Origin of the sequence: Methylovulum miyakonense HT12 (assembly GCF_000384075.1) — a bacterium.
Taxonomy (GTDB): Bacteria; Pseudomonadota; Gammaproteobacteria; order Methylococcales; family Methylomonadaceae; genus Methylovulum; species Methylovulum miyakonense.
The window spans coordinates 797,093-821,456 of record NZ_KB913025.1 but is presented as its reverse complement, the minus strand read 5'-3'; the positions used below and the strand labels follow the sequence as shown (position 1 = coordinate 821,456).

Annotated in this window: 14 protein-coding genes, 3 tRNA genes, 3 rRNA genes and 1 riboswitch; of the genes, 9 read left to right on the top strand and 11 right to left on the bottom strand. The window is 52.4% G+C overall.

Annotation, left to right across the window (positions count from 1 at the left end):
- Positions 1–33: 33 nt before the first annotated feature.
- Both METMI_RS0104310 and METMI_RS0104305 read right to left on the bottom strand, forming a co-directional pair.
- Positions 34–1,170: a PhnD/SsuA/transferrin family substrate-binding protein gene (locus METMI_RS0104310; protein WP_019865006.1), complete on the bottom strand. Its 1,137-nt coding sequence runs from the start codon at positions 1,168–1,170 to the stop codon at positions 34–36.
- 2 nt (positions 1,171–1,172) lie between these two features.
- Entirely contained in the window at positions 1,173–3,866 is a 2,694-nt protein-coding gene (locus METMI_RS0104305) for a SpoIIE family protein phosphatase (protein ID WP_019865005.1), read from the bottom strand.
- A gap of 762 nt (positions 3,867–4,628) precedes the next feature.
- A riboswitch (TPP riboswitch) is annotated at positions 4,629–4,730 on the top strand.
- A gap of 29 nt (positions 4,731–4,759) precedes the next feature.
- Here METMI_RS0104305 and thiC point away from each other — a divergent pair.
- From thiC to rrf, 6 genes are all read left to right on the top strand, one after another.
- The gene (gene thiC, locus METMI_RS0104295; RefSeq protein ID WP_019865003.1) at positions 4,760–6,634 is read left to right on the top strand and encodes a phosphomethylpyrimidine synthase ThiC; all 1,875 of its coding nucleotides are present in this window, start codon (positions 4,760–4,762) and stop codon (positions 6,632–6,634) included.
- 433 nt (positions 6,635–7,067) lie between these two features.
- Positions 7,068–8,595 (top strand): 16S ribosomal RNA (locus METMI_RS23120).
- A 63-nt stretch (positions 8,596–8,658) separates the two neighbouring features.
- Positions 8,659–8,735: transfer RNA gene (locus tag METMI_RS0104280), tRNA-Ile, on the top strand.
- 90 nt (positions 8,736–8,825) lie between these two features.
- Positions 8,826–8,901, top strand: a tRNA-Ala gene (locus METMI_RS0104275).
- 305 nt (positions 8,902–9,206) lie between these two features.
- Positions 9,207–12,090 (top strand): 23S ribosomal RNA (locus tag METMI_RS0104270).
- A 143-nt stretch (positions 12,091–12,233) separates the two neighbouring features.
- Positions 12,234–12,349 (top strand): 5S ribosomal RNA (rrf, locus tag METMI_RS0104265).
- The 16S, 23S and 5S rRNA genes sit together here with 2 tRNA genes alongside, the layout of an rRNA operon.
- 87 nt (positions 12,350–12,436) lie before the next feature.
- Here rrf and METMI_RS23115 read toward each other — a convergent pair.
- Together METMI_RS23115 and METMI_RS0104255 are read right to left on the bottom strand one after the other, a co-directional pair.
- Positions 12,437–12,631, bottom strand: coding sequence for an NfeD family protein (locus tag METMI_RS23115; protein ID WP_083930168.1), 195 nt, complete (start codon positions 12,629–12,631; stop codon positions 12,437–12,439).
- 47 nt (positions 12,632–12,678) lie between these two features.
- Positions 12,679–13,635 carry a hypothetical protein gene (locus tag METMI_RS0104255; protein ID WP_019865001.1) on the bottom strand — a complete coding sequence of 319 codons (957 nt, stop codon included), beginning with the start codon at positions 13,633–13,635 and terminating at the stop codon, positions 12,679–12,681.
- A gap of 266 nt (positions 13,636–13,901) precedes the next feature.
- On the opposite strand from METMI_RS0104255, the gene METMI_RS0104250 reads away from it, so the two are divergent.
- Positions 13,902–14,387 carry a hypothetical protein gene (locus METMI_RS0104250; RefSeq protein WP_019865000.1) on the top strand — a complete coding sequence of 162 codons (486 nt, stop codon included), beginning with the start codon at positions 13,902–13,904 and terminating at the stop codon, positions 14,385–14,387.
- A 318-nt stretch (positions 14,388–14,705) separates the two neighbouring features.
- On the opposite strand, the gene METMI_RS0104240 is transcribed toward METMI_RS0104250, so the two are convergent.
- A complete protein-coding gene (locus METMI_RS0104240) occupies positions 14,706–15,260 on the bottom strand; it encodes a DUF2058 domain-containing protein (RefSeq protein ID WP_019864998.1) in 555 nt (184 codons plus the stop codon).
- A gap of 88 nt (positions 15,261–15,348) precedes the next feature.
- Between METMI_RS0104240 and METMI_RS0104235 the strand changes: the two genes are divergently transcribed.
- Positions 15,349–16,320, top strand: coding sequence for an IS1595 family transposase (locus METMI_RS0104235; RefSeq protein WP_019864971.1), 972 nt, complete (start codon positions 15,349–15,351; stop codon positions 16,318–16,320).
- A 92-nt stretch (positions 16,321–16,412) separates the two neighbouring features.
- On the opposite strand, the gene mfd is transcribed toward METMI_RS0104235, so the two are convergent.
- Positions 16,413–19,853, bottom strand: coding sequence for a transcription-repair coupling factor (mfd, locus tag METMI_RS0104230; protein ID WP_019864997.1), 3,441 nt, complete (start codon positions 19,851–19,853; stop codon positions 16,413–16,415).
- Between the two features lie 131 nt (positions 19,854–19,984).
- Entirely contained in the window at positions 19,985–21,007 is a 1,023-nt protein-coding gene (queA, locus tag METMI_RS0104225; protein ID WP_019864996.1) for a tRNA preQ1(34) S-adenosylmethionine ribosyltransferase-isomerase QueA, read from the bottom strand.
- 154 nt (positions 21,008–21,161) lie between these two features.
- Between queA and METMI_RS0104215 the strand changes: the two genes are divergently transcribed.
- Positions 21,162–21,248, top strand: a tRNA-Leu gene (locus tag METMI_RS0104215).
- Between the two features lie 210 nt (positions 21,249–21,458).
- Here the strand turns inward: METMI_RS0104215 and METMI_RS0104205 are convergent.
- The 4 genes from METMI_RS0104205 to METMI_RS23105 form a co-directional block, all read right to left on the bottom strand.
- Complete coding sequence (locus METMI_RS0104205) at positions 21,459–21,704, bottom strand: type II toxin-antitoxin system HicA family toxin (RefSeq protein WP_019864994.1); 246 nt, start codon at positions 21,702–21,704, stop codon at positions 21,459–21,461.
- A complete protein-coding gene (locus METMI_RS0104200) occupies positions 21,701–22,015 on the bottom strand; it encodes a DUF1902 domain-containing protein (RefSeq protein ID WP_019864993.1) in 315 nt (104 codons plus the stop codon). The genes METMI_RS0104205 and METMI_RS0104200 overlap by 4 nt, the downstream gene beginning before the upstream one ends.
- A gap of 291 nt (positions 22,016–22,306) precedes the next feature.
- Positions 22,307–23,077, bottom strand: coding sequence for a J domain-containing protein (locus METMI_RS0104195; RefSeq protein WP_019864992.1), 771 nt, complete (start codon positions 23,075–23,077; stop codon positions 22,307–22,309).
- Positions 23,077–24,363, bottom strand: coding sequence for a tetratricopeptide repeat protein (locus tag METMI_RS23105; RefSeq protein WP_019864991.1), 1,287 nt, complete (start codon positions 24,361–24,363; stop codon positions 23,077–23,079). The genes METMI_RS0104195 and METMI_RS23105 overlap by 1 nt, the downstream gene beginning before the upstream one ends.
- Position 24,364 lies beyond the last annotated feature (1 nt).

Here is a 24,364-nt window from a genome sequence, read left to right as displayed (position 1 = left end):
GTTATGCCCAACCAATGCAACCGGATAATGCTGTTAGCCGCGGTAACGGTCATAGACCATTTGCAGCATTTTGATTTCGCCTTCTTCGGGTTTGCTCCAGCCTTGGATTTGGATGTCTTGCAAGACTTGCTTGCCCTGCTCATCATCAGCCATGCCCTGAAGGATTTCACCTAGGCTTTCCGCTTGTTTCTGTAAGTAAGGGGCGACACAGAATAGATGGCAGGCAAAATCAGTTTGGCTTTCATCAATTTTGCGGACACTGTTTTTGCTGAATGACGATAGCCCATCGTAAGTTTTCTTGAGCATAAAGGCCAGATCAGCCTTTTTGCGGATCAGCGTTTGCAAGGCTTTAATTTCATTGCCGGCAAAATCAAAAGAAAATTTTGCTGAATCGAGCTGGTTCTCATCACACAGAAAACGGCCTAACAGGTAAACGAAACTGTTTTCTGTCGCCGTGCTGACGCAGACGCCGGCATAGTCGGGCAACGCCCGGTCATCGTCGGCACGGCTTAAGATAACGACTTCATCGGCTTCCGACGTAGGCCGCATAACGGGTATGAAGCCATGCTGCTTAATCATTAATGAAGCTTCAAAGGGTTTGGCAAACAGCAGGTCGGTGGTATGGGCATTGGGCACGTCGACCGTTTGTTCGAAATGGATGGCCTTTTTCATGCGCCGCTGCAAATAGGTGTTGAGCAAATACCAACCGGTCAATTGTTGTCCTGATTGCATGCTGGCGACAAAATTGAGCTTGTCATGGCTAACGATCGTGTCAGCGTCGACTTTTTTCGTTTCAATATGCCGGGGCGGTTCAGGGTTTATGCTGGCTGTGCCCGTGCTTGTGTCGGGGGCGCCGCCCTCTGATTTAATAAAACGGCCTAGCCCGGTAATTTTAAAGAGCATGCTGACCATCCGGTCCAAGTGTTGGACTTCGATACGGATTTTTTGCTTTTCCCAGCTTTCAAAAACTTTCAGTAACAACGATAAGCCCATTGAGTTGACGCGTTCAACTTGGCTGAAATCAAGCAACACATAAGACCCCGGAGGAATTTGTGAGAAGGATTCCAGGACACTGTTGGCATGGGCGTCAATGGCACCGACTAGGTCGAAACTGTAGTTATTGTTTTCACTGGCGATTTGTTTAATGGAGAAAGTGTTGTTCATGCTCATGGTTACGCCCCCACCGTGTAAGCGGCTTCATATTCGGTGTGGTAAATGAATTGGATGCCGGAATCAACGTCCATATCAATGGGGTTGTTGATGCCCCACAAGGTTGTCACCTGGGTACGTTTTTGTGGATGGACGCGGATTTGCAGGTAGTCTGAGAGCCTCCACATCATGTATAAGCCAACCCCTCCGATACCGGCTTCAACGCCGTTTTCCATCGCATGGGCGATATTTTTTAAGAACACGCCAGGGGTCAATGTCCCCCAGTTGTCCGTGATCATCAAACCGAGTAAGCCGTCGGTCAAGGCAATGTCAATACGCACTTCTTCGTGGGCGTCCAGCTCCCTTGATTCGCCTTTTTGGTAGTAGGCGACACCTTTACCATCGCGTGGTGCGGCGTACAGGCTGTTTTCAGTCATTTCATCAAGGATCACCATGAGCGCCTCGATATGGTCTTTGGGCAGGTTGCCCTGGTCATTCAGCCAAGAATAGATTTCTTCCGTGATGAAAGGCTTGTCTTCGGTATGGGTCAAGTTGAATTGGCGGTATTGGGGTTGCCCGGGCATGAGCGAGTACAGGTCATCATCGGCGGACTCATGGTGTTGGTTCAGCAGATGTTCCCAGCCCAGCTTGTGGCAGAAATCATCGTTTTTCGGCAAGATGCGGCAGATGCCGTCTTGGCTGAAACGGGTCAGCAGGTCGGAATAGCCCTGTTCGGCGAGGAAAACCACATATTCTTTTGAAATCCGTGGGATAGGGTGTTCGCCTTGGCGGTAGAAACCTTCTGAAATGCGGATGATGTCGCTGACATCGTTGGATTGTGCCACTTGGCTGACGCGGTCGGTATGGCTGATGACGACAATGGTGATGTCGTCGGTATAAGCCGTACCACGGCAATGCACCCTTAAGGCATCCATCAGGATATTGCGCAGGTCTTCAGGGTCTTCGACATCCACGTTGGCGTTCAACAGGAATTCCAGGCGGTCATAGCCGAACGGTTCGCCAGAAGGCGATTCTTCTTCAACCAGGCCATCCGTGTATAAAAACAGTTTGTCGCCTACATCCAGCGTCAGTTCGATGGCGGTTTGCAGGTAATCGGAATCCAAGCTTTTGCCTAAGGGCAGGCCGGAAGCTTCCAGCATTTCCCAGTGCTGTGCGTTCTTGCGCAACAAGTAGGGTAAGACGTGCCCGGCGTTCGCAAACACCAATCGGCCATTTCTGGCGTCCAGGCTCAAGCACGCCATGGTCATTAATAGCGATTGCTGTGCAGTCGCTTGCATATTGATGTTGAGCGAATTGAGGATTTCGCCAGGGTTGGTGTAGCCTTCGTGGATCAGCGGATAAACGCCCGCTTTGGCCGCGCCCACCATCGTACCGGCAGCAACCCCGTGGCCGCTGACGTCACCGATGAACAGGATGCTGTTATGGCCCCCGACTTTATAATAATCGTAGTAGTCGCCGCCTACCTCGCTGGAGGTCAGAAGGTTTGCCAAACCGGCAATGCCAGGCAAGGCAATGTTTGGTTGTGGCAGGATCGAACGTTGCAAGGTCGCCGCCAAGTTGACCTCGCCTTGCAGACGGCTGGACAACTGCGCCAATTCGGCGTTGGCCTGTTTTACTTGTTGTTCCGCTTCCTTGCGTTCGGTGATGTCCAGCCCGGTTGCCAAAAACATCAGCGGCCTTCCGTCCGAATCGGTGATCACCGTCGGGTTCCAAATAATGTTGAGCAAATCGCCAGTGCTGATGCGCATCAGGGTTTCAATGGAATCGGCATATTGCGCGTCGCCTGACATCATTTCAGTGAATAGTTTGCGCAATTCGGCCTGGTCATGTTCAGGGATGAAGTGGCTGAAAAAATCTTTGCCTTTGACTTCTTCTTCCGACCAGCCGCTATTTTCTTCGGCGTGGTGGTTGAACAGCACCACTTGGGCGTCGGTGTCCAGACCAATAATCAGCGCCTGGGTCGTGTTGATAACGTTATCGGCAAAGGCCTTTTCCTGCTTCATTTTCAAGGCGCTGTCTTTCAGCTTAAGGACTAGCGGTTGGAGCAATAAAGTGCCCACCATCAGCAGCGTCGCCAGCGAAATGCCAAACATCATGTGCTGTTTGTTGGTTGTGGTGCCGAGCATAAACTCGCTTTGGCGTTGGTAGATAGAGCTTGCTTTGCTGATTTCTTCGAGCAATTGCGGGGAGAGGGTGAACAGCAGTTTGTTCAGGACGGGGTCATCGAGCGTTATATGGTCGGCAGACCGTCTATAAAGGTCACGGACAGTGGTCAGATAAGTCCGCATCTGATGGTCAAGGGGTTTGGCGTTGTCGAAATAAATCAGCCTTAAGTCTTGTGACAAAGTGCCGGGGACATGGACTAAACGATCCCCTTCACGGATATAGCGGTCGCCAGCGCTAAGCGAAGCGTGGGTTTGGTCCAGTTGGGTCAAGTTTGAGATGATCTTAGCATCGACACGGCGAATCTCATTGGCATCGGTAAGATAGGTTTTTTCGGTAAGTAATAAGTTGATGTCACCAATCAGCTGCCCTTGTTCCGTGCTCATTTTCACGAGCCGGGCATTGCCTTCTTGGTTACGGATGTCGGTGATAAGAACCATATAAGTGATGGTGGACACAGCCCCCAGCACTAATAAGACTGTTGCATATTGGTCTGCTATTTGACCAATAATCCGTCGAAAAATGTCTTGCATCGATTTAACCCCCAGTTTTTATTATTGTTTATTTTTATTATGTATTGCCCGGACTTACACTTTATCACCACCTTAATTATTGATGAACTGATTGGAAGCAGTGTCAGCAACTCAGGTTTTGGTGTTTATCTGAAGCTTATTTTTTGCTGCTTTTCATTAGGCTTCCCCCCGCGGGCAAGTTGTTAAAAAGCGATTTCTATTATTGACTTGAAATGATCTCCCGTGCCGTGTTAGTTACCATTTTAGCGTGGATTTGTAAATATCGTATTGGGCCGATAATGCTAACCGTAAATTTGATAAAAACACTAGGTTTTCTTTGTGGATTTTTAAAAACCGTGATGTTTATCACATAAATTTAGTTGCGTATTAAGATAACGCGGATTTGCAGTTGGAAAATGACCCGGGTTGCGAAAATTTTGTTGGCGAGCAGGCTGTGTTGGGCGCTTTGTCGGTTCGGTAATTGGATAGGGTGAAGGGCTTTGGCGTTGGTGGTGGCCGCCCTTGCTTTTCCTAGGCGACGGTCGCCCGGTAGGCGCGCCCTGCATTGATGCCGACCTAAATTTAGGTGGCGCACTTGCTTGAATTGCTTAGGCCATTTCGGCGCCAAATTTTGAAAATTAGGGTCTTAGGCCTTAAGGTGGATATTTTGAAGGGTATTTGCCGGTTACGCATCAAGGATTTTGTTTGGCGAGCTGGCGCGTCCATGGGTTGGCAGGCTTGGCTTGCAATCTACCATGTTTTCCTTTAATTTAGCTCGACATCGGTAAAGGCTAGGGGTGCTTCCTGATTTATCTTGAGGCTGAGAGAAACCCTTTGAACCTGACTCTGGTTAATACCAGCGTAGGAAAGCCCGCAAAACTTCCTGCGCTTTATTTTATGTTTTGGAGAAAAATATGAGCGCAGTCCTTAAAGAACAACAAGCTACAACTGCTACCAGCAGTGTAAAAATCGACTCTTACCCCGCTTCAGAAAAAATCTATGTGCAAGGCGGCCGTCCTGATATTCGGGTGCCGATGCGTAAGATCACCCTGTCTGACACCCCGGCGCATTTTGGCGCAGAAAAAAATCCCCCGCTCTACGTTTACGACACTTCTGGTGTTTACACCGACCCCAATATCGAAATTGATTTGAAAAAAGGTTTGCCTTTAGTCCGTTCGGCTTGGATCTTAGAGCGCGGTGACACTGAGGAATTGGCCGGCCCGACTTCTGAATTTGGTCTGCAGCGTTTGCAAGATCCCAAGACGGCGCACCTGCGCTTTGAGCACATCCGCAAGCCGCGCCGCGCCAAAGCTGGCCATAACGTCTCGCAAATGCACTATGCCCGCCAAGGCATCATCACGCCGGAAATGGAGTATATCGCCATCCGCGAAAACCAAAAGATGGAGGAAATGCGCGGATTGTGGAAAGGCCAGCATCCTGGGGATTCCTTCGGCGCGGCTATCCCTGAGGTGATCACGGCCGAATTTGTCCGTTCCGAAGTGGCTAGGGGCCGGGCCATTATCCCTGCCAACATCAACCATCCAGAATTGGAGCCGATGATTATCGGGCGTAATTTCTTGGTCAAGATCAACGGCAACTTGGGTAACTCGGCGGTCACTTCCTCTATAGAAGAAGAGGTCGAGAAGATGCTCTGGGGCATCCGTTGGGGTGGTGACACCATTATGGATTTGTCTACGGGCAAAAACATCCATGAAACCCGCGAGTGGATTTTGCGTAACTCGCCCGTGCCGATTGGTACTGTGCCGATTTACCAGGCCTTAGAGAAAGTGGATGGCAAAGCCGAAGACCTGACTTGGGAAATTTTCCGTGACACGCTTATTGAGCAGGCCGAGCAAGGCGTGGACTATTTCACCATCCATGCCGGTGTGCGCCTGCACCATGTGCCATTGACGGCGAAACGTATGACGGGGATTGTCTCGCGTGGTGGTTCAATCATGGCGAAATGGTGCTTGGCCCACCATACCGAAAGCTTTTTGTATACGCACTTCGAGGAGATTTGCGAAATCATGAAGGCCTATGACGTGTCGTTCTCGTTGGGGGATGGCTTGCGTCCCGGGTCAATCTACGATGCCAACGACGCCGCGCAATTCGGTGAGTTGGAAACTTTGGGCGAATTGACCAAAATCGCTTGGAGGCATGATGTCCAGACTATGATAGAAGGCCCCGGCCATGTGCCCTTGCACATGATCAAGGTCAATATGGAGAAGCAGTTGGAAGAATGTGGCGAGGCTCCGTTCTATACCTTGGGGCCATTGACTACCGACATTGCGCCTGGTTACGACCATATCACCTCGGCGATAGGTGCGGCAAATATTGGATGGTATGGTTGTGCGATGCTTTGCTATGTCACGCAAAAAGAGCATTTGGGTTTGCCGAACAAGCAGGATGTGCGCGAGGGCATAGTGACTTACAAAATTGCCGCCCATGCCGCCGATTTGGCGAAAGGCCATCCGGGGGCGCAAGCGCGTGACAACGCGATGTCCAAAGCGCGTTTTGAATTCCGTTGGGAAGACCAGTTCAATATCGGGCTTGATCCTGAGAAAGCGCGGGAATTCCATGATGAAACCTTGCCTAAAGAGTCCGCTAAAGTGGCGCATTTTTGTTCCATGTGCGGCCCGCATTTCTGTTCCATGAAAATTAGCCAAGATGTGCGTGATTATGCGTCGGCAAAAGGTATCGAAGATGAAGCCGAAGCGTTGAAGAAAGGCATGGATGAAAAATCTAAGCAGTTCCTTGAAGAAGGCGCTGATATTTATCATAAAGTTTAATTTATAAACTGGCGTTGGATCAGTCGGAGAGGCGCCATTTCGTTAAGCTGGATAAATAATCCAAGAATTAGTTTGACAACTTCTGTGGTTTGGTTAGAATAGTCGGCTCTTCACGGTAAGCGGGAAGTTCGGGGCGGCGGAGGCCGCCCGGCGCGGCGGCGGGTTTTGGCCGTGCCGCCCCGGGGCAAGGTTCCCGGGGCTGAAAAAAAAGTTTGACAGGTTGTTTTGGATCTGTATAATAGTCCGACTCAGCTGGCGTGAAGCGCCAACGCTCTTTAACAAGGTGGACCGAAACAATGTGTGTGGGCGCTTGCGGCGGCGGTTTGTGTATGCAAACAACCGGCACAAGGCTCCGCACGCAATCGAAGATTGCGTCGGGCGTTTTGCCGGGCCAAGATTGGCCGCTTGTCTCATTAAGCGGCAAAACTGATTGAAACTGAAGAGTTTGATCATGGCTCAGATTGAACGCTGGCGGTATGCTTAACACATGCAAGTCGGGCGAGTAGCCTTCGGGCGAGAGCGGCGGACGGGTGAGTAACGCATAGGAACCTGCCCCGTAGTGGGGGACAACGTGGGGAAACCCACGCTAATACCGCATACGCCCCAAGGGGGAAAGCGGGGGACCTTCGGGCCTCGCGCTATGGGATGGGCCTATGTTGGATTAGCTAGTTGGTGGGGTAAAGGCCTACCAAGGCGACGATCCATAGCTGGTCTGAGAGGATGATCAGCCACACTGGGACTGAGACACGGCCCAGACTCCTACGGGAGGCAGCAGTGGGGAATATTGGACAATGGGCGCAAGCCTGATCCAGCAATACCGCGTGTGTGAAGAAGGCCTGAGGGTTGTAAAGCACTTTTAATGGGGAGGAACCCCTGCCGGCGAACACCCGGCAGACTGACATTACCCATAGAAAAAGCACCGGCTAACTCCGTGCCAGCAGCCGCGGTAATACGGAGGGTGCAAGCGTTAATCGGAATTACTGGGCGTAAAGCGTGCGTAGGCGGCCCGTCAAGTCAGATGTGAAAGCCCCGGGCTCAACCTGGGAACGGCATTTGAAACTGGCGGGCTAGAGTTTGGGAGAGGTAAGTGGAATTTCAGGTGTAGCGGTGAAATGCGTAGAGATCTGAAGGAACACCAGTGGCGAAGGCGACTTACTGGCCCAAAACTGACGCTGAGGTACGAAAGCGTGGGTAGCAAACAGGATTAGATACCCTGGTAGTCCACGCCGTAAACGATGCCGACTAGCCGTTGGCCCCAATTATGGGGTAAGTGGCGCAGCTAACGCGATAAGTCGGCCGCCTGGGGAGTACGGCCGCAAGGTTAAAACTCAAATGAATTGACGGGGGCCCGCACAAGCGGTGGAGCATGTGGTTTAATTCGATGCAACGCGAAGAACCTTACCTACCCTTGACATCCAGTGGATTCGGCAGAGATGCCTTAGTGCCTTCGGGAACACTGAGACAGGTGCTGCATGGCTGTCGTCAGCTCGTGTCGTGAGATGTTGGGTTAAGTCCCGTAACGAGCGCAACCCTTATCCTTAGTTGCCAGCGGGTCATGCCGGGAACTCTAGGGAGACTGCCGGTGATAAACCGGAGGAAGGTGGGGACGACGTCAAGTCATCATGGCCCTTATGGGTAGGGCTACACACGTGCTACAATGGCCGGTACAGAGGGCTGCGAACCCGCAAGGGTAAGCCAATCCCACAAAGCCGGTCCTAGTCCGGATCGGGGTCTGCAACTCGACCCCGTGAAGTCGGAATCGCTAGTAATCGCGGATCAGAATGCCGCGGTGAATACGTTCCCGGGCCTTGTACACACCGCCCGTCACACCATGGGAGCGGGCTGCAAAAGAAGCAGGTAGTCTAACCTTCGGGGGGGCGCTTGCCACTTTGTGGTTCGTGACTGGGGTGAAGTCGTAACAAGGTAGCCCTAGGGGAACCTGGGGCTGGATCACCTCCTTACAAAGACGCAAACGCGCCGCGAGCGCCCACAACACATTGTTTCGGCCACCACCACACGAGCCCGGGCCTGTAGCTCAGTTGGTTAGAGCGCACCCCTGATAAGGGTGAGGTCGGAGGTTCAAATCCTCCCAGGCCCACCACTTTTGGAGCGGCCGCCCGGCGCCGGCCATCCCGGCGGCGCGGCGCCCCTGCGAAACGGCGCGGACGGGCCGGGGACTTGGTACAGACCTGGGGCCATAGCTCAGCTGGGAGAGCGCCTGCCTTGCACGCAGGAGGTCAGGAGTTCGATCCTCCTTGGCTCCACCATCCAGGACGCGGCCGCAAGGCCAGGCGGGAAGGCCCGGGCATCCGGGCATGGGCGCCAATTCTATAGGTTTTTTCCCCGTCGCGGGGCCGAGGCCCTATAGAATTGATGCACAATCAATAGCTCTTTAACAATGCGGAAATCTGTAAAGCAATCGAAAGATTGGAACGATGCGCGAGCGCGGCCGGCGAGCCGGGCGCGGCGCGCATCCTAGCGACATGTAAGCGTCAAGTGGCCACAAGGCCCCGACAGGACGCCCGTGCGCCGGCGCGAGCCGGGGCGCGGGGCAGGCCGATTGGGGTTATAGAGTCAAGTGAATAAGCGCATACGGTGGATGCCTAGGCAGTCAGAGGCGATGAAGGACGTTGTAGCATGCGATAAGCCGCGGGGAGTTTGCAAACAAACTTTGATCCGCGGATTTCCGAATGGGGAAACCCACCCGCAAGGGTATCTTGCAGTGAATACATAGCTGCCTGAAGCGAACCCGGAGAACTGAAACATCTAAGTACCCGGAGGAAAAGAAATCAACCGAGATTCCCTTAGTAGCGGCGAGCGAACGGGGAACAGCCCTTAAGTTGGCACAGTGTTAGTGGAACGGTCTGGAAAGTCCGGCGACACAGGGTGATAGCCCCGTACACGAAAACCTGTGCCAGTGAAAACGAGTAAGGCGAGGCACGTGAAACCTTGTCTGAACATGGGGGGACCATCCTCCAAGGCTAAATACTCCTGACTGACCGATAGTGAACCAGTACCGTGAGGGAAAGGCGAAAAGAACCGCGGAGAGCGGAGTGAAATAGACCCTGAAACCGTATGCGTACAAGCAGTGGGAGCCGGCTTTGTCCGGTGACTGCGTACCTTTTGTATAATGGGTCAGCGAGTTAATCTCAGTGGCAAGCTTAACCGAATAGGGGAGGCGTAGCGAAAGCGAGTCTGAACAGGGCGTTCAGTCGCTGGGATTAGACCCGAAACCGGGCGATCTATCCATGACCAGGCTGAAGGTCAGGTAATACTGACTGGAGGGCCGAACCCACGTCTGTTGAAAAATACGGGGATGAGTTGTGGATCGGAGTGAAAGGCTAATCAAGCTCGGAGATAGCTGGTTCTCCTCGAAAGCTATTTAGGTAGCGCCTCGCATATCACTGTTGGGGGTAGAGCACTGTTTCGGCTAGGGGGCCGTCTAGGTTTACCAACCCGATGCAAACTCCGAATACCAACAAGTGCAAGTGCGGGAGACACACGGCGGGTGATAAGGTCCGTCGTGAAAAGGGACACAGCCCAGACCGTCAGCTAAGGTCCCAAAATCTAGGCTCAGTGGGAAACGATGTGGGAAGGCACAGACAGCCAGGAGGTTGGCTTAGAAGCAGCCATCCTTTAAAGAAAGCGTAATAGCTCACTGGTCGAGTCGGCCTGCGCGGAAGATTTACCGGGGCTAAGCCTAGTACCGAAGCTACGGGTCACACTTTTGGTGTGGCGGTAGAGGAGCGTTCCGTACGCCTGCGAAGGTCAACTGGGAAGTTGGCTGGAGGTATCGGAAGTGCGAATGCTGACATGAGTAACGATAAAGGGGGTGAAAAACCCCCTCGCCGAAAACCCAAGGTTTCCTGCGCAACGCTAATCGACGCAGGGTGAGTCGGTACCTAAGGCGAGGCCGAAAGGCGTAGTCGATGGAAAACGGGTTAATATTCCCGTACCGGCCGTGGCTGCGACGGGGTGACGGAGAAGGCTACATCAGCCGGCGGTTGGAAGTGCCGGTTTAAGCGTGTAGGGAGGTTCCTTAGGCAAATCCGGGGAACCCTATCCTGAGGCGTGATGACGGGCCCGCTTGCGGGCGAAGTGATGGATGCCATGCTTCCAAGAAAAACCTCTAAGCTTCAGGCCACGGGTGGCCGTACCGTAAACCGACACAGGTGGGTGGGATGAGAATTCTAAGGCGCTTGAGAGAACTCGGCTGAAGGAACTAGGCAAAATGATACCGTAACTTCGGGATAAGGTATGCCTTAAGTAGGTGAAGCCCCCCGCGGGTGGAGCCGGACAAGGTTGCAAAAAATTGGTGGCTGCGACTGTTTAGCAAAAACATAGCACTCTGCAAACTCGAAAGAGGAAGTATAGGGTGTGACGCCTGCCCGGTGCCGGAAGGTTAATTGATGGGGTCAGCGCAAGCGAAGCTCTTGATCGAAGCCCCGGTAAACGGCGGCCGTAACTATAACGGTCCTAAGGTAGCGAAATTCCTTGTCGGGTAAGTTCCGACCTGCACGAATGGCGTAACGATGGCCACACTGTCTCCAGCCGAGACTCAGTGAAATTGAAATCGCTGTGAAGATGCAGTGTACCCGCGGCTAGACGGAAAGACCCCGTGAACCTTTACTATAGCTTGACACTGGACTTTGAACCGATTTGTGTAGGATAGGTGGGAGGCATCGAAGCGGGCGCGCCAGCGCCNGTGGAGCCGACCTTGAAATACCACCCTGGTTTGTTCGGAGTTCTAACCTGGGCCCATTATCTGGGCTGGGGACAGTGTCTGGTGGGTAGTTTGACTGGGGCGGTCTCCTCCCAAAGAGTAACGGAGGAGCACGAAGGTACCCTCAGCCTGGTCGGAAATCAGGCGATGAGTGCAATGGCATAAGGGTGCTTGACTGCGAGACGGACAAGTCGAGCAGGTACGAAAGTAGGTCATAGTGATCCGGTGGTTCTGTATGGAAGGGCCATCGCTCAACGGATAAAAGGTACTCCGGGGATAACAGGCTGATACCGCCCAAGAGTTCATATCGACGGCGGTGTTTGGCACCTCGATGTCGGCTCATCACATCCTGGGGCTGAAGCAGGTCCCAAGGGTATGGCTGTTCGCCATTTAAAGTGGTACGCGAGCTGGGTTCAGAACGTCGTGAGACAGTTCGGTCCCTATCTGCCGTGGGCGTTGGAGGTTTGAGGGAAGCTGCTCCTAGTACGAGAGGACCGGAGTGGACGCACCGCTGGTGTTCGGGTTGTCATGCCAATGGCATTGCCCGGTAGCTATGTGCGGACAGGATAACCGCTGAAAGCATCTAAGCGGGAAGCCCCTCCCAAGATGAGACCTCCCCGGGGCCATGAGCCCCCTGAAGGGCCGTCGGAGACTACGACGTTGATAGGCACGGTGTGGAAGCGCAGCAATGCGTGCAGCTAACGTGTACTAATTGCCCGTGAGGCTTGACCCTATAACACCCAATCGGCCTGGTGGCCAGGCCAAGGCCCGGGGCGGCTGACGCCGCCCCGGGCGACACATGGACTTTACAGGTTTCCGCGCGCGCCCCCGGGAGGGGGCGCGCACCGCCCGGCGAGCGCCGGGCACACCGAATTGCTTGGTGACCATAGCGAGCGTGAACCACCCGACCCCATCCCGAACTCGGAAGTGAAACCGCTTAGCGCCGATGATAGTGTGGCGGTTTGCCATGCGAAAGTAGGGAATCGCCAAGCGCCCAACCCAGGAAGCCCGCCCCCTCAACCGGGGGCGGGCTTTTTTTTGCCCGCCGTTTCTGCCCCGGGCCCGGGGCGGCAAAGCCGTCATAGGCCGGCGCCGGCCTGCGGGCCCTTTCCGCCAACCGGGGCGACCCGGAAAACGGTGCCGTCCACCGCCACCACCTTCACTTTGGTGCCGATGCCGCAGTCCTCGCCACACACCTTCCAGATGGAATCGTCAACCTTGATCTTGCCCTGGCCGTTTTCGACCGCCTCGTAAAGCTCGAACACCCGGCCGATATAATGCCCGGCACCTGCTGGCGTTGCGCCCCTTGCCTCTTATGGAACTATTTGGTGGTTGGCACCCCCATGGCCACCACCTCAAAATCCGTGTTCCCGACCCGCTTCAGGGCGTCCAGGGCGTCGTCATCCCAACGGCTGTCAGCCGTCCCCGATATGTACAGGTTGCCGCCGTTGTCCGCGACGATCATCCCGTATTTTTTTAACGCCTTGAGGATGACTTGGGCAGGTGCGGGAAACGTGCTGATGTCATAGCTGGCTTTCAAGCGCAATCGCGCACCCATAGGCAATAAGTTGGTGCCGGTATTGCTGCTGGCAAAGTGCCGCGCAGGGGCAACATAAGCCCTGCGTGTTTGTTCAACAGTAAAGCGGATTGCATGGTTGATTGCTTTTTGTAGATAGACTTCATCGTACCTTACCAAGCCAGGTAAAATCGGCAAACCTGCCGCATCGGCCGACGTCCATCCAGCCGGACGCAGGGCATTTGAAGTAAGGTTGAAAACGGCACCGGAACCAGCTTTCCAGCTACCGTCAGCTTGTGGGTATGAACTCCAGGTTTCATAAAGTTTCCAGTGATCCTGGTCAAGAACCAGAACATGCCGGTCACCCTTTGAATGGGATCCCCCTTCAATTGGCGCATTGCTGGGGATTGGATAAGGCCCAGGATCGCTTTGATCGCTGATGTCAAATGTAACCGGCACTTTAGGTGTCACGCCAGACACAACTATAAAGGGTATCCCGAAGGGCTTGCCGTCATCCCAGTACGCATTGGCGCCGAAGTCAGGATGTAACGGCACATTTGTGCCTATCTGATTGATCAAGATGGATGATTTCGCATCGACAGGTTTCTTGTCAATCGGCTGGTTCCACGGGTTATCGGCCGGAAAAAGGCGGTTTCCATGTAAATTTGCATTAATGCCTGTCGCTGTGTCACAAGCCCAAACTGCTGACAACAGACAATTGGCTAAACAGAATGCGATAACCCCATGTTTTTTCATGATCATATTTTTTCCCCATGTTGTGCGTGAGCGCTATTATTAAGCGGGTGATTTGTCAATTACGAGCTGATGGCCTGAAAATAATTTATGCCTGTTGATAACAAATGTTGTCCCTACGCATGGTAAGTGAAAAAGCGCAGCATTATCTGTGCGATATGCACATCGTAACCTCAATCGGGCTATCGAAAACAGGGTGGGATTGTTCGGAGCTGCTAAAATGGTGGACAAGGTGTTGATGGGTTTTGTCTCTCTATGCGTATTAAGGTGAAAAAATGCTGAAAAAACTAATGCTCACGATCCTAGCCATTCTGGTTATCTTTGAAGAATGGCTTTGGGACATGCTCACTGTCGCCGGGCAGTGGTTGGCCCGCGCGTTTAATTTGGAACAGTTCGACGAACGGCTGATGAAGGCCTCGCCACCGCAAGCTTTGCTGGCTTTGTTTATCCCCCTGGCAATCGTGACCCCTATCAATATTTTCGCCCTGTTTTTGTTGGCCCATGGACGTATTGGCGAAGGCATTTTGCTTGAAATTGTTGCGAAATTGATTGGCACGTTATTGGTGGCGCGAGTGTTTAAATTGGTGCGGCCTGCATTGCTTACGTTCGCTTGGTTTGCCAAGTTGTATGACGCTATTACCGGCCTGCTACGGTGGGCGCACAAGCTCGTGCACGATTCGGCCATTTATAAATTGAGTGTCATGGTAAAAGCCGCCGTTAAAGCGAGGGCCAAAGCTTTCCTACAATATTTTTATCATTGACGGGATCCCATGTTGGGGCGTCCGACGCCAGTCTCTGGTGTGGGGTGCTGGATAAGGGCAAGATAAAGATAAGGCTTTGGGGGCGGATTTAGGTGATAACGAATTTTTTACATTGGCAACAAGCGGCGCGTTAATCCAACGGATTGGAATATTCCAGATCCAAAATATTTCAATTGATGGCGCTTTTCTGGAAAACCTTCAATTTTCCAAGCATATCCCTGAACCCTCAGCGCTTGTTAGGGTTAGTTTGGGCTTTATGGGTTTCATCCGGTTAAGGCATACGGTTACAGCTTGATGTTAACCAACTGGCTTCCTTTTTTACCACATCAGATCATCAGGCACCTCAAATCCGGCATACGGGTCGTCGGTTGCTTTAGCCACTTCCGGTTGCGCTTGGAAACAGACGATGACGCAGTCCGCCAAACGTTCGCCGATTTTCTTGGCGGCTTCCGCTGGCACCACATCATACGCCCCTTCAAACTTGACCACGGCGGCACGGCCTTTAATGACCTGCTCGCGTAGGGATTCGCCCAGATACAGGGTTTTGACCTTGCCATTATCGGTGAAGCGGTATGCCACGCCGTCAGGATCTTGCCGCTGGCGGTTTTGTTCGATCAATTGCTTGACTTGCGCAACGAGTGCTTTTTGCGCTTCTTGCTGGTGGCGAAGTTGGTTTAGTTCACGGTCACGCCCGGCTTTTTCGGCTTGGGCTTTTAAGGCCAGTTCTTTAGCTTCGTCAACTACCGTGGCATTGTTGTGGGTTTGCATCCGGCTTTGCTTGCGTTTGTCCGCTTGGACTTTTTTTGCCTGTGCGGAGCTTGCCAGGCCCGATTTTAAGAGTTGTTCTTGTAGGGATAGTTTTTGTTTGCTCATGGGGGCATTTTTTAGGCTATGTTTGCGTTAATAGTTGAATCTGAACTTTTGTACTCACCCTGGTCTCATTGGGACAGGGGGTGGAACAATGAAGACAAAAGCCTATTGCGAGTGGTTGGAAGGGGTGGGCCGCCTCACCCGAAAGCAACGGACAGCCGTGCTCGTCCAGCTGAATGCGGCGGAATCCCGTGAAGCCATCGTCAGTGAATTGGAGAGCGGACACCTGCGCCCGTGCCCGCATTGCCAGAGCGGGCGACTGGGCCGCTGGGGCAGGCAATCGGGGTTACAGCGGTTCCGCTGCCGGGACTGCGGAAAATGTTTTAATGCTTTAACGGGCACCCCGCTTGCGCGGTTGCGGCATAAAGAGCGCTGGTTCGATTATAGCCAAGCCTTGATTGAAGGGCTCACCGTCCGTAAAGCCGCCGAGCGTTGTGGCGTGGCTAAAACCACGAGCTTTCGCTGGCGGCACCGTTTTCTCACCGAGGTGGCCGGGCTGAAGGCGACTGGCTTGACCGGCATTGTCGAAGCGGACGAAACCTATTTTCCGTTGTCATTCAAAGGCTCACGACAGTTACCAAGGCCGCCGCACCGCCGTGGCCATGCGGCCCATCAACGCGGGACGGGGGACGGTCAAGTGCCGGTATTGGTGCTACGTGACCGTCATGGTACCACCACCGACTTCAAACTGACGGCGGCCACGCAAGCCGAAGAGGCGCCCATTATTGGCCGCGTCGTCGTAGCGGACGCCGTGCTATGCACCGATGGCGGCGCAAGTCTCAAAGGCGCGGCGCGTCAGGCGGGTATTGCGCATCGTGCATTGAACCTATCGGCGGGGATTCGTGTGCTGGCCGGGGTTTACCACATCCAAAATGTCAATGCGTATGACAGCCGCCTCAAAACTTGGATGCGGCGGTTCCATGGGGTCGCCACCAAATACCTTGATAACTATCTGGGCTGGCGGCGCGGACTGGAGCGATGGGGCGAACAAATCACCCCCGGCGTCATCCTGCAAGCCGCTGTGGGGCGTTGCGTACCTTTCCAACTATTAACGCAAACATAGCCATTTTTTAGGTTATAAGTGTTGGTTTCAACCGCGAAAGTGATAAGGCTGGATGGGGTGAGCCGTTCCGGCAGCGGCTGGCAGTTTTGACATTAATCTGCCAACGCCAATTTCTTCAATAGCTCCCGGACAAAGTCAACCTTCTGCTCAATGCTGGTAAAAGCTTGGCTAAATTTCAGCTTATCCATGCCATCCAGCTTGTAAACCTGCGCTTGGGTTTGGATTAGGCTTATTAACTGCTCGGCATTAATCGTCGGCGTGGAGGTAAAGACGATGCGCCCGCCTGCCACGTTGGCTTCAATTTTTTTGATGCCCATTTTTTCCGCCTGCTGTTTCAGTTCGGTGACGCTGAACAAGGTTTTCACCGCATCCGGCAACAAGCCGAAACGGTCGATCATTTCGATTTGCAGCTCACGCAAATCGTCGGCGGTTTCGGCGCTGGAAATGCGTTTGTACAGCACTAGGCGGGCATGGATGTCGGGCAAATAATCTTCGGGGATGAGTGCGGCGGCCTGCAAATCAACTTCCGGGCCTTTGTCCATCGGCGTGTCCAATTCCGGTTGTTTGCCGGATTTGAGCGCGTCCACGGCGCGTTGCAGCAATTCGGTGTATAAGGTAAAGCCGATTTCTTGGATTTGCCCGCTTTGGTCATCGCCAAGCAATTCCCCTGCACCGCGGATTTCCATGTCGTGTGAAGACAGCATGAAACCCGCGCCCAAATCGCCGGACGCTTCGACCGCCTCCAGTCGTTTAACCGCGTCTTTGCTCATCAAGTTTTTCGGCGGCACGATGAAATAGGCGTAAGCGCGATGGTGCGACCGTCCGACCCGTCCGCGCAATTGGTGCAATTGCGCCAAGCCCAGTTTGTCGGCGCGGTTGATGATGATGGTGTTCGCGCTGGGGATGTCGATGCCGCTTTCGATGATGGTGCTGCACAACAGCAAATTAAAGCGTTGGTGGTAAAAATCGAGCATGATGCGCTCCAGATCACGTTCCGGCATTTGCCCGTGGGCGATTTGGATACGCGCTTCCGGCAGCAGGGCTTCCAGTTCCCGCGCCATTTTGTCCATGGATTTGACATCGTTATGCAGGAAAAACACCTGCCCGCCACGGCGGATTTCGCGCAGGCACGCTTCCTTGATCTGCGCGTCCACCCATGTGCTGATGAAGGTTTTGATGGCATGGCGGTTAGGCGGCGGGCTGGCGATGATGGAAATGTCGCGTAGGCCGGATAACGCCATATTTAAAGTACGCGGGATCGGCGTGGCGGTCAGCGTCAACATGTCCAGTTCGTTGCGCAGTTTTTTGAAATGCTCTTTTTGCCGGACACCGAAACGGTGTTCCTCGTCTATCACGACCAGCCCGAGGGCTTTGTATTTCAGCTCCTTAGACAACAAGGTGTGGGTGCCGATGATAATGTCCACTTTACCTTCCGCCAAGGCCTCCGTGATTTCCTTTTGCTGTTTGGCGGAAACAAAGCGCGACATGACCTCGATGCGCACCGGCCAATCGGCGAAACGGTCGCAGAAATTTTGGTAATGTTGTTGCGCCAATAAGGTGGTGGGGACCAGCACGGCGACTTGTTTGCCGCTTTGCACGGCGATAAACGCCGCCCGCATCGACACTTCCGTCTTGCCGAAGCCGACATCTCCGCAAATCACGCGGTCCATCGGTTGCGGGCAGGCCATGTCTTCGACTATCGCGTCTATCGCGGTTTGCTGGTCAGGGGTTTCTTCAAACGGGAAGGCGTCGGCAAAGGCCTGGTAGTCGGTATTTTCCACCGCAAACGCGTAACCCTGTTTGATGGCCCGTTTGGCGTGGATTTCCAATAATTCGGCGGCGACATCGCGGATACGCTCAATGGCTTTTTTCTTGGTCTTGCTCCATTGGTCGCCGCCGAGCTTATGCAGCGGTGCGGTGTCCGGGCTCATGCCCGTATAGCGTCCGATCACATGCAACGAAGACACGGGCACATAGAGCTTGTCGTTATTGGCGTATTCCAGCATCAGGAATTCCGCCGGAATGCCGCCGATGGTCAAGGTCTGTAAGCCCATGTAACGGCCTACGCCATGTTCCTGGTGGACAACGGGCGAGCCTATCGTCAATTCCGTGAGGTTGTTGACAATGGCTTCCAATTCACGGGCGGCGGATTTGCGCCGCCTGCGCTGTTGTTGGATTTTTTCGCCGGACAACAGGGGTTCGGTGATGATGGCCAGCGCAGGGTTATCCAGCCAGAGGCTGTTTTCCACAGGTGCGACCACCAGGCACACGGCGTCTTCGGACTGCAGGAATTGCTGCCAGGTGTCCACGCGTTTGCTGCTGATCCGCCATGCCCGCAGCTTATCCTGCAATGCTTCCCGGCGTCCGGCGGATTCGGCGACAAACAGCGTCTTACCGGCAAAGCCGGTAATGAATTGTTGCAGGCGTTGGGCTGGCTGTTCGAGCTTGGCGTTGAGGGCCAAATCCGGCAGGGTTTTGCAGGGGCTGCCGGCCAGCGTTTTGGGCTCCAAGGTGATGCGTGCAAAACGGCTGACTTTGGCGGCTAATTCTTCTGCTGACAAAAACAGTTGTTCTGGTTTTAACAGCGGGCGTTCCAGGTCGTATTTACGCTGCTCGTAACGCTCCTGCGCATCGGCGTAAAACGCCGCCGAATTCTTGGCAAAACAGTCGGTGTCCACAACGATTGCCGAAGTGGGCAGGTAATCAAACAAAGTCGCGGTTTGCGTGACAAACAGTGGCAGATAGTATTCGATGCCGTTGAAGGCCAAGCCTTTGCTGACATCGGCATAGAGCGTGTTTTTGCTGGACGTTTGCGGGAATTGCTCGCGGAAGGTTTGCCTAAAATGTTTGACCGCGTCATCGGTGAACGGGAATTCCCGTGCCGGGAACAATTGGATAAGGTCGATTTTTTCCAACGAGCGTTGGCTTTCGGGATCGAAGGTGCGGATGGATTCGATTTCTTCGTCAAACAACTCAATGCGGTAGGGTACGGAGCTGCCCATGGGGAACAAGTCGACAATCGCCCCGCGCACGGCGAATTCAGCGTGTTGGTAAACTTGTGAGACGCATTGGTAACCCACGCTTTCCAGCTTCAGGCGGTTCAGTTCCAAATTAAAGTCATCGCCGACTTTAATGGCAAAACTGTTCGCCAGGACGTGTTCGCGGGGGGCGAGGCGGTGCATCAACGTCGTGACGGGCACGACCAAGGCGCCGCGTTTGGTTTCCGGCAACAACGCCAACACTTTCAGGCGCTCGGAGGTGATTTCCGGTAGCGGCGAAAACACATCGTAGGGCAAGGTTTCCCAATCGGGGAAATGCAGGATGGGATATTGCTTGTTAAGGAAAAACGCCAGCTCATGCTCTAGCCTCAAGGCGGTTTGGTTGTCGGTCGTGATGATCACGAACAAGCGTTTTTCTTTGGCAATCGCCGCCGCCAAGGCCAAGGCGTCGGCACAGCCCGTCAAGCCTGGCCATACCAAGGTTTGGCCTTTAGTTTGTGGGATCGCGGGGGAAAAAATTAAGGATTCGGGCATGACGGTAAGCGGTTAAACAAAAATGCGATTATACAACACACGATGTTACCGTATTTGAAAAGGCGGGGATGGGATGTGCCATTATTTGTTTGGGCAATGGCGCCGGAACCCTGGTTTTTACGGCGGCCACATCAACGGTATAAAAACATCGCGTCGCCATAGCTGAAAAACCGGTAGCCTTGGTTGATAGCGTGTTGATAAGCGTCCATGACCGGCCGATACCCTGCAAACGCACTGACCAACATTAATAGGGTGGATTCTGGCAGATGGAAATTGGTCAATAAGGCGTCGACCACCTTAAACGTATAGCCAGGAGTGATGAACAGCCGGGTGTCGCCCAGCGTTGCGGCAAAAGGCCCGGTTCTTGCCGCCGATTCCAATGCCCTGACGGCGGTGGTGCCAATTGCAATGACGCGGCCTGATCTTGCGCGGGTTTGTGCAATTGCGGCGACAGTTTCCGGTGGCACGTTGAAATGTTCTTTGTGCATCACATGTTCGGCGAGATTTTCAACCCTGACTGGCTGGAAGGTGCCGCTGCCGACATGCAAGGTCACAAACGCCGAGCGCACGCCTTTGGCTTGGATGCTGTCCAGCAAGGCCTGGTCAAAATGTAGCCCGGCTGTCGGGGCGGCGACCGCCCCGGCGGTTTTTGCAAACACGGTTTGGTAGCGGCTGAAATCGGCCGCGTCATCGTCACGGGTGATATACGGAGGCAAGGGGATATGGCCGATTTGCATCAGCACTTCAAGCACGGTTTGCCCGCCGTCAAACACCAACTGGAACAAGTCGTTTTCGCGGCCTTCGACCGTGCAGGCCAGGCCTTCCGGCAACTGGATGACAGCGCCTGCTTTCGGGGCTTTGCTGGCCCGGACATGGGCCAACGCGTGATGCTCATCAATGATGCGTTCGATCAAGATTTCAACCTTGCCGCCGCTGGCTTTATTGCCCCACAGCCGCGCCGGAATGACACGGGTGTCGTTAAACACCAGCAAATCATCAGGCTTAAGCAAATCAATAAAATCGTTGAACTGTTTGTCGGCCAACACGCCAGAATCACGGTTCAAGCACAGCAAGCGGCTGGCGGTGCGTTCAGCCAAAGGGTGCTGGGCAATCAGCGCATCGGGTAAGTCGTAATAAAAGTCACTTTTTTTCATAGCCCGCCATGTTATCAGCTTGGGCGGGTTCAGCCAAAATATCCCGTCCGTTTAAGGCAAAAACCGCTGTTTCCCAAGCAAAAATAATTTAATGACGAAAATATGAAAAATTGCTTGGCAATTTTAAAAAACATGCCTATAATGTCGGTTCTTTGCCGGGGTGGCGGAACTGGTAGACGCGCCGGATTCAAAATCCGGTGATGGTGACATCGTGCCGGTTCGATTCCGGCCCTCGGTACCAAAGAATTCAAAGGCTTACATATTTTTTATGTAGGCCTTTTTTATTGCCTGTTAAAAATGGCGCAATTTTGGCGCACTTCTAAAAAAACAGCCATAATAAACCGCAACAATTGCCTAAATCCCAGGCACAAAAAACCGCCAATTAAGGCGGCTTTATTAGGGATTGCCTACAAGTTCCACATGTCCAAACAGGTTTATGTTATCGGGGCGGCTAAAGCTGTTTGAATATCCGGTAAAAATCTTTCTTCTTTAATCCGGCTTGTTCAGCCATGCTTTTGATAAGCGTTTGCGAGAAGGGTGATTTTGGGCAATCAACGGTTACTTTATACAGCTTGCCGTTTGCTTCTTTTACCCATTGTTCATGGGAAGTGCCTTTTTGGGGGCGGGCAACAAAGCCAAGATAGGCGAGAATCTTTTTAATGTCCTTGCAGGTCAGCGGCGGAAATTCACCGCTCATGCAGGAATTAACGGCATAGTTTCATCGAACACACGCCCCGCGCCATGCAGCAACGTGATTTTCAGCTTGATAAAATAGTATCTAAGCCATGAAGACAACGGGGCGTGCCTTGATAACAATTGCGCGGCGTAAGGCTTGTCTTCACCTGCCAGGGCGTCAAAAACATACTCGGCAATCATGGCTTCGAGCTTGGTTTTCACTTCCTCGAAAGAGTCGCCCTGTGCAGCAAGGTTAAAGTCCAAGCATACCGCAACCCAGTAATCAGCCTCTTGTTCGGCAAAACATTTTATTATCAGTTGGTTGGGTGTCATGGGTGCTTTCTCTTGAGTTATCTAGTCTGTAACATTGTATTAGAAACAACTGTAAATAAGTACACCACGCGCAAAAGTATTCGTAGTAAGGCGGGATGTAAAAGGCAGGCCGATTAGCGATTACATTATCATGCAAAGCAGTTTAATTCGGCAACTTATGGATAGAAACATTATTACAACGGCTAAATACATCACATTCAGCATTACGGTAGACAATAATGTTTTTAAAGTAAATGGACACTATGAATTGACTGGGGTAAATGATTTTTCACGCATTTGATAAGCAGACAATCAAATAATTGCGGCTGAATTGGCATCCATAGCATGGCGCAACATCTCCAACTGGATTTTGCGTTCAGAAATTTGCTGCATCAGGTGCTGTGTCAAATCGCCTAATGTGTCGCCACCCATTGCTTCAGTTTCTTGCACAGTTGCCATTAACTCGTAAAGCTCATGCTGTTGCAGCTCGGCAAGTTCCTTTTCGGCTTCTGAAAAGCGGCGGCGTAGCTGGGCAATACGGCGAATTGCTTTTATCAACCGTGCGCCTACATCTTCGCCTTTTATCGCTTCGGGGTCTTCACCGAATTCGACAATCAATTTTTCAATCATTGGCAAATCCCCTACCTCATAAGCCCGATTAACTTTAGCCATCATCACGTTGCGGCGTTCACGTTCCGTATCGGTGGTGGCGCGGTCAGGGTGCATCAGCTTGGCGGCTTGGCGAAATGCTTGCTTAATTTCGGGTGTGATTTCCGGTGGCGGTGGTTTGCTTTCAATCACCCCCGCTTCTTCGGCTGATTTTTGCGCTTGCGCTTGTGCGGCTTGGGCGCGGAATTGTGCCTCGACATCATCAGGATGTAATCCGGCTTCCACCAAGGCAATTTTTGCGTCCAACTCGTCCAACTCAACAAACAACCGTCCAATAGTTTGATTGTAGTGGTATTGAAACTGGGATAGCTCGGATTTTATGGTTTCCAGCGTCAATTCGGCGGATATGACTTGTTCTTCAAGTCCAGCCTGTTCGGTTTCCAGGCGGGTAAGTTCTTGTTGTTCGGGTAGCATTATGTTTCTTTCCAGTTAATGCCTAGTATTGCGAGGTTTTCTTGTGCTTCTGCATCACCCTGTTCAGCGGCCTTCCGATACCAAAACACGGCTTCATCATCGTCCTGTTCCACACCGTATCCATTTAGGTACATCGAGCCTAAATTGCATTGTGCGTTTGGGTGGCCTTGCCCGGCTGCTTTTCGATACCAGAATATAGCTTCAATATCGTTTTGCTCAAACCCTAAAGATTGATTGCTTTCCCAAATATTCCCTAAATTGTATTGTGCATTTGCGCAGCCTTGTTCAGCTGCTTTTTGATACCAAAATATTGCTTTGTCAAAATCTTGTTCTACACCATATCCATTTTCATATATCAAGCCTAAGCTGAATTGAGCATCTGCATGACCTTGTTCGGCTGCTTTTTGAAACCAAAATATTGCTTCATTATCATCAGCCTGTTCCATGCCGCATCCATATAGGTACATCGAGCCTAAATTGCATTGAGCCGCTGCATAGCCTTGTTCAGCGGCCTCTCGATACCATAGCACAGCCACGTCAAAATCTTCTAATGACTCAGGATTATTTTCGTAGGTGAAGCCTACATTATATTGCGCTCTCGCATAACTTCGGTCAGCGGCTTGACGATACCAACGCATAGCTAAACCAACCGTTCTGTATTCATAATCTTCAGGTTGCCCATTTGTTTCGTACCATTCCCATATATTAATTGGGGCATTTTCGTGGTTTTTTTCAATAAAGTTGCAGTAACTCAATGTATTCTCATCGTCCTGCTCTACTTCATTAAAATGGTCATACATCCAACCTAAATCAGTCCATACCTCCAAATCATCCAAGGCTTGATTAGCGAAATACCAATCGAAGGCTAATTTACTGTAATAATCATGCTTTTCATCATCTTTGCTTATTCCTTGTCCACCGTTAAACATACACGCAAGCGGAAAATAGGCTTTGCCATAACCTTCATCAGCCAATTGTTGAAAGACTTTATACACATCAGCCAGTTGTTGCAGCATGCCATAAAAAGGTTGTAACCGATTAACTTCAAACAAATCGGCCTGAACGCTTAGCTTAGGCATTAACTGGCAATCAAAGCGGCTTGTATAGCCATAATCTGTTATCCGGTTATAAATATCCCGTGCTTGCCGATAACGCTTATCTTGTTCAACAATGGCAAGTTTTTGGCTTTGAATCGCCGCCAGTCCACGTCCCAATAAGGTGGTGGATTTTTTATCTGCCACCGTAACATGGCGGGCTGTTTGGATAATGGGCAATTGGTCAGCCATG

Bases quoted from the DNA above. Each gene is read 5' to 3' on its own strand.
- METMI_RS0104310 (WP_019865006.1), bottom strand. From the start codon at position 1,170: ATGAGCATGAACAACACTTTCTCCATTAAACAAATCGCCAGTGAAAAC.
- METMI_RS0104305 (WP_019865005.1), bottom strand. From the start codon at position 3,866: ATGCAAGACATTTTTCGACGGATTATTGGTCAAATAGCAGACCAATAT.
- thiC (WP_019865003.1), top strand. From the start codon at position 4,760: ATGAGCGCAGTCCTTAAAGAACAACAAGCTACAACTGCTACCAGCAGT.
- METMI_RS0104255 (WP_019865001.1), bottom strand. From the start codon at position 13,635: ATGATCATGAAAAAACATGGGGTTATCGCATTCTGTTTAGCCAATTGT.
- METMI_RS0104250 (WP_019865000.1), top strand. From the start codon at position 13,902: ATGCTGAAAAAACTAATGCTCACGATCCTAGCCATTCTGGTTATCTTT.
- METMI_RS0104240 (WP_019864998.1), bottom strand. From the start codon at position 15,260: ATGAGCAAACAAAAACTATCCCTACAAGAACAACTCTTAAAATCGGGC.
- METMI_RS0104235 (WP_019864971.1), top strand. From the start codon at position 15,349: ATGAAGACAAAAGCCTATTGCGAGTGGTTGGAAGGGGTGGGCCGCCTC.
- mfd (WP_019864997.1), bottom strand. From the start codon at position 19,853: ATGCCCGAATCCTTAATTTTTTCCCCCGCGATCCCACAAACTAAAGGC.
- queA (WP_019864996.1), bottom strand. From the start codon at position 21,007: ATGAAAAAAAGTGACTTTTATTACGACTTACCCGATGCGCTGATTGCC.
- METMI_RS0104205 (WP_019864994.1), bottom strand. From the start codon at position 21,704: ATGAGCGGTGAATTTCCGCCGCTGACCTGCAAGGACATTAAAAAGATT.
- METMI_RS0104200 (WP_019864993.1), bottom strand. From the start codon at position 22,015: ATGACACCCAACCAACTGATAATAAAATGTTTTGCCGAACAAGAGGCT.
- METMI_RS0104195 (WP_019864992.1), bottom strand. From the start codon at position 23,077: ATGCTACCCGAACAACAAGAACTTACCCGCCTGGAAACCGAACAGGCT.
- METMI_RS23105 (WP_019864991.1), bottom strand. From the start codon at position 24,363: ATGGCTGACCAATTGCCCATTATCCAAACAGCCCGCCATGTTACGGTG.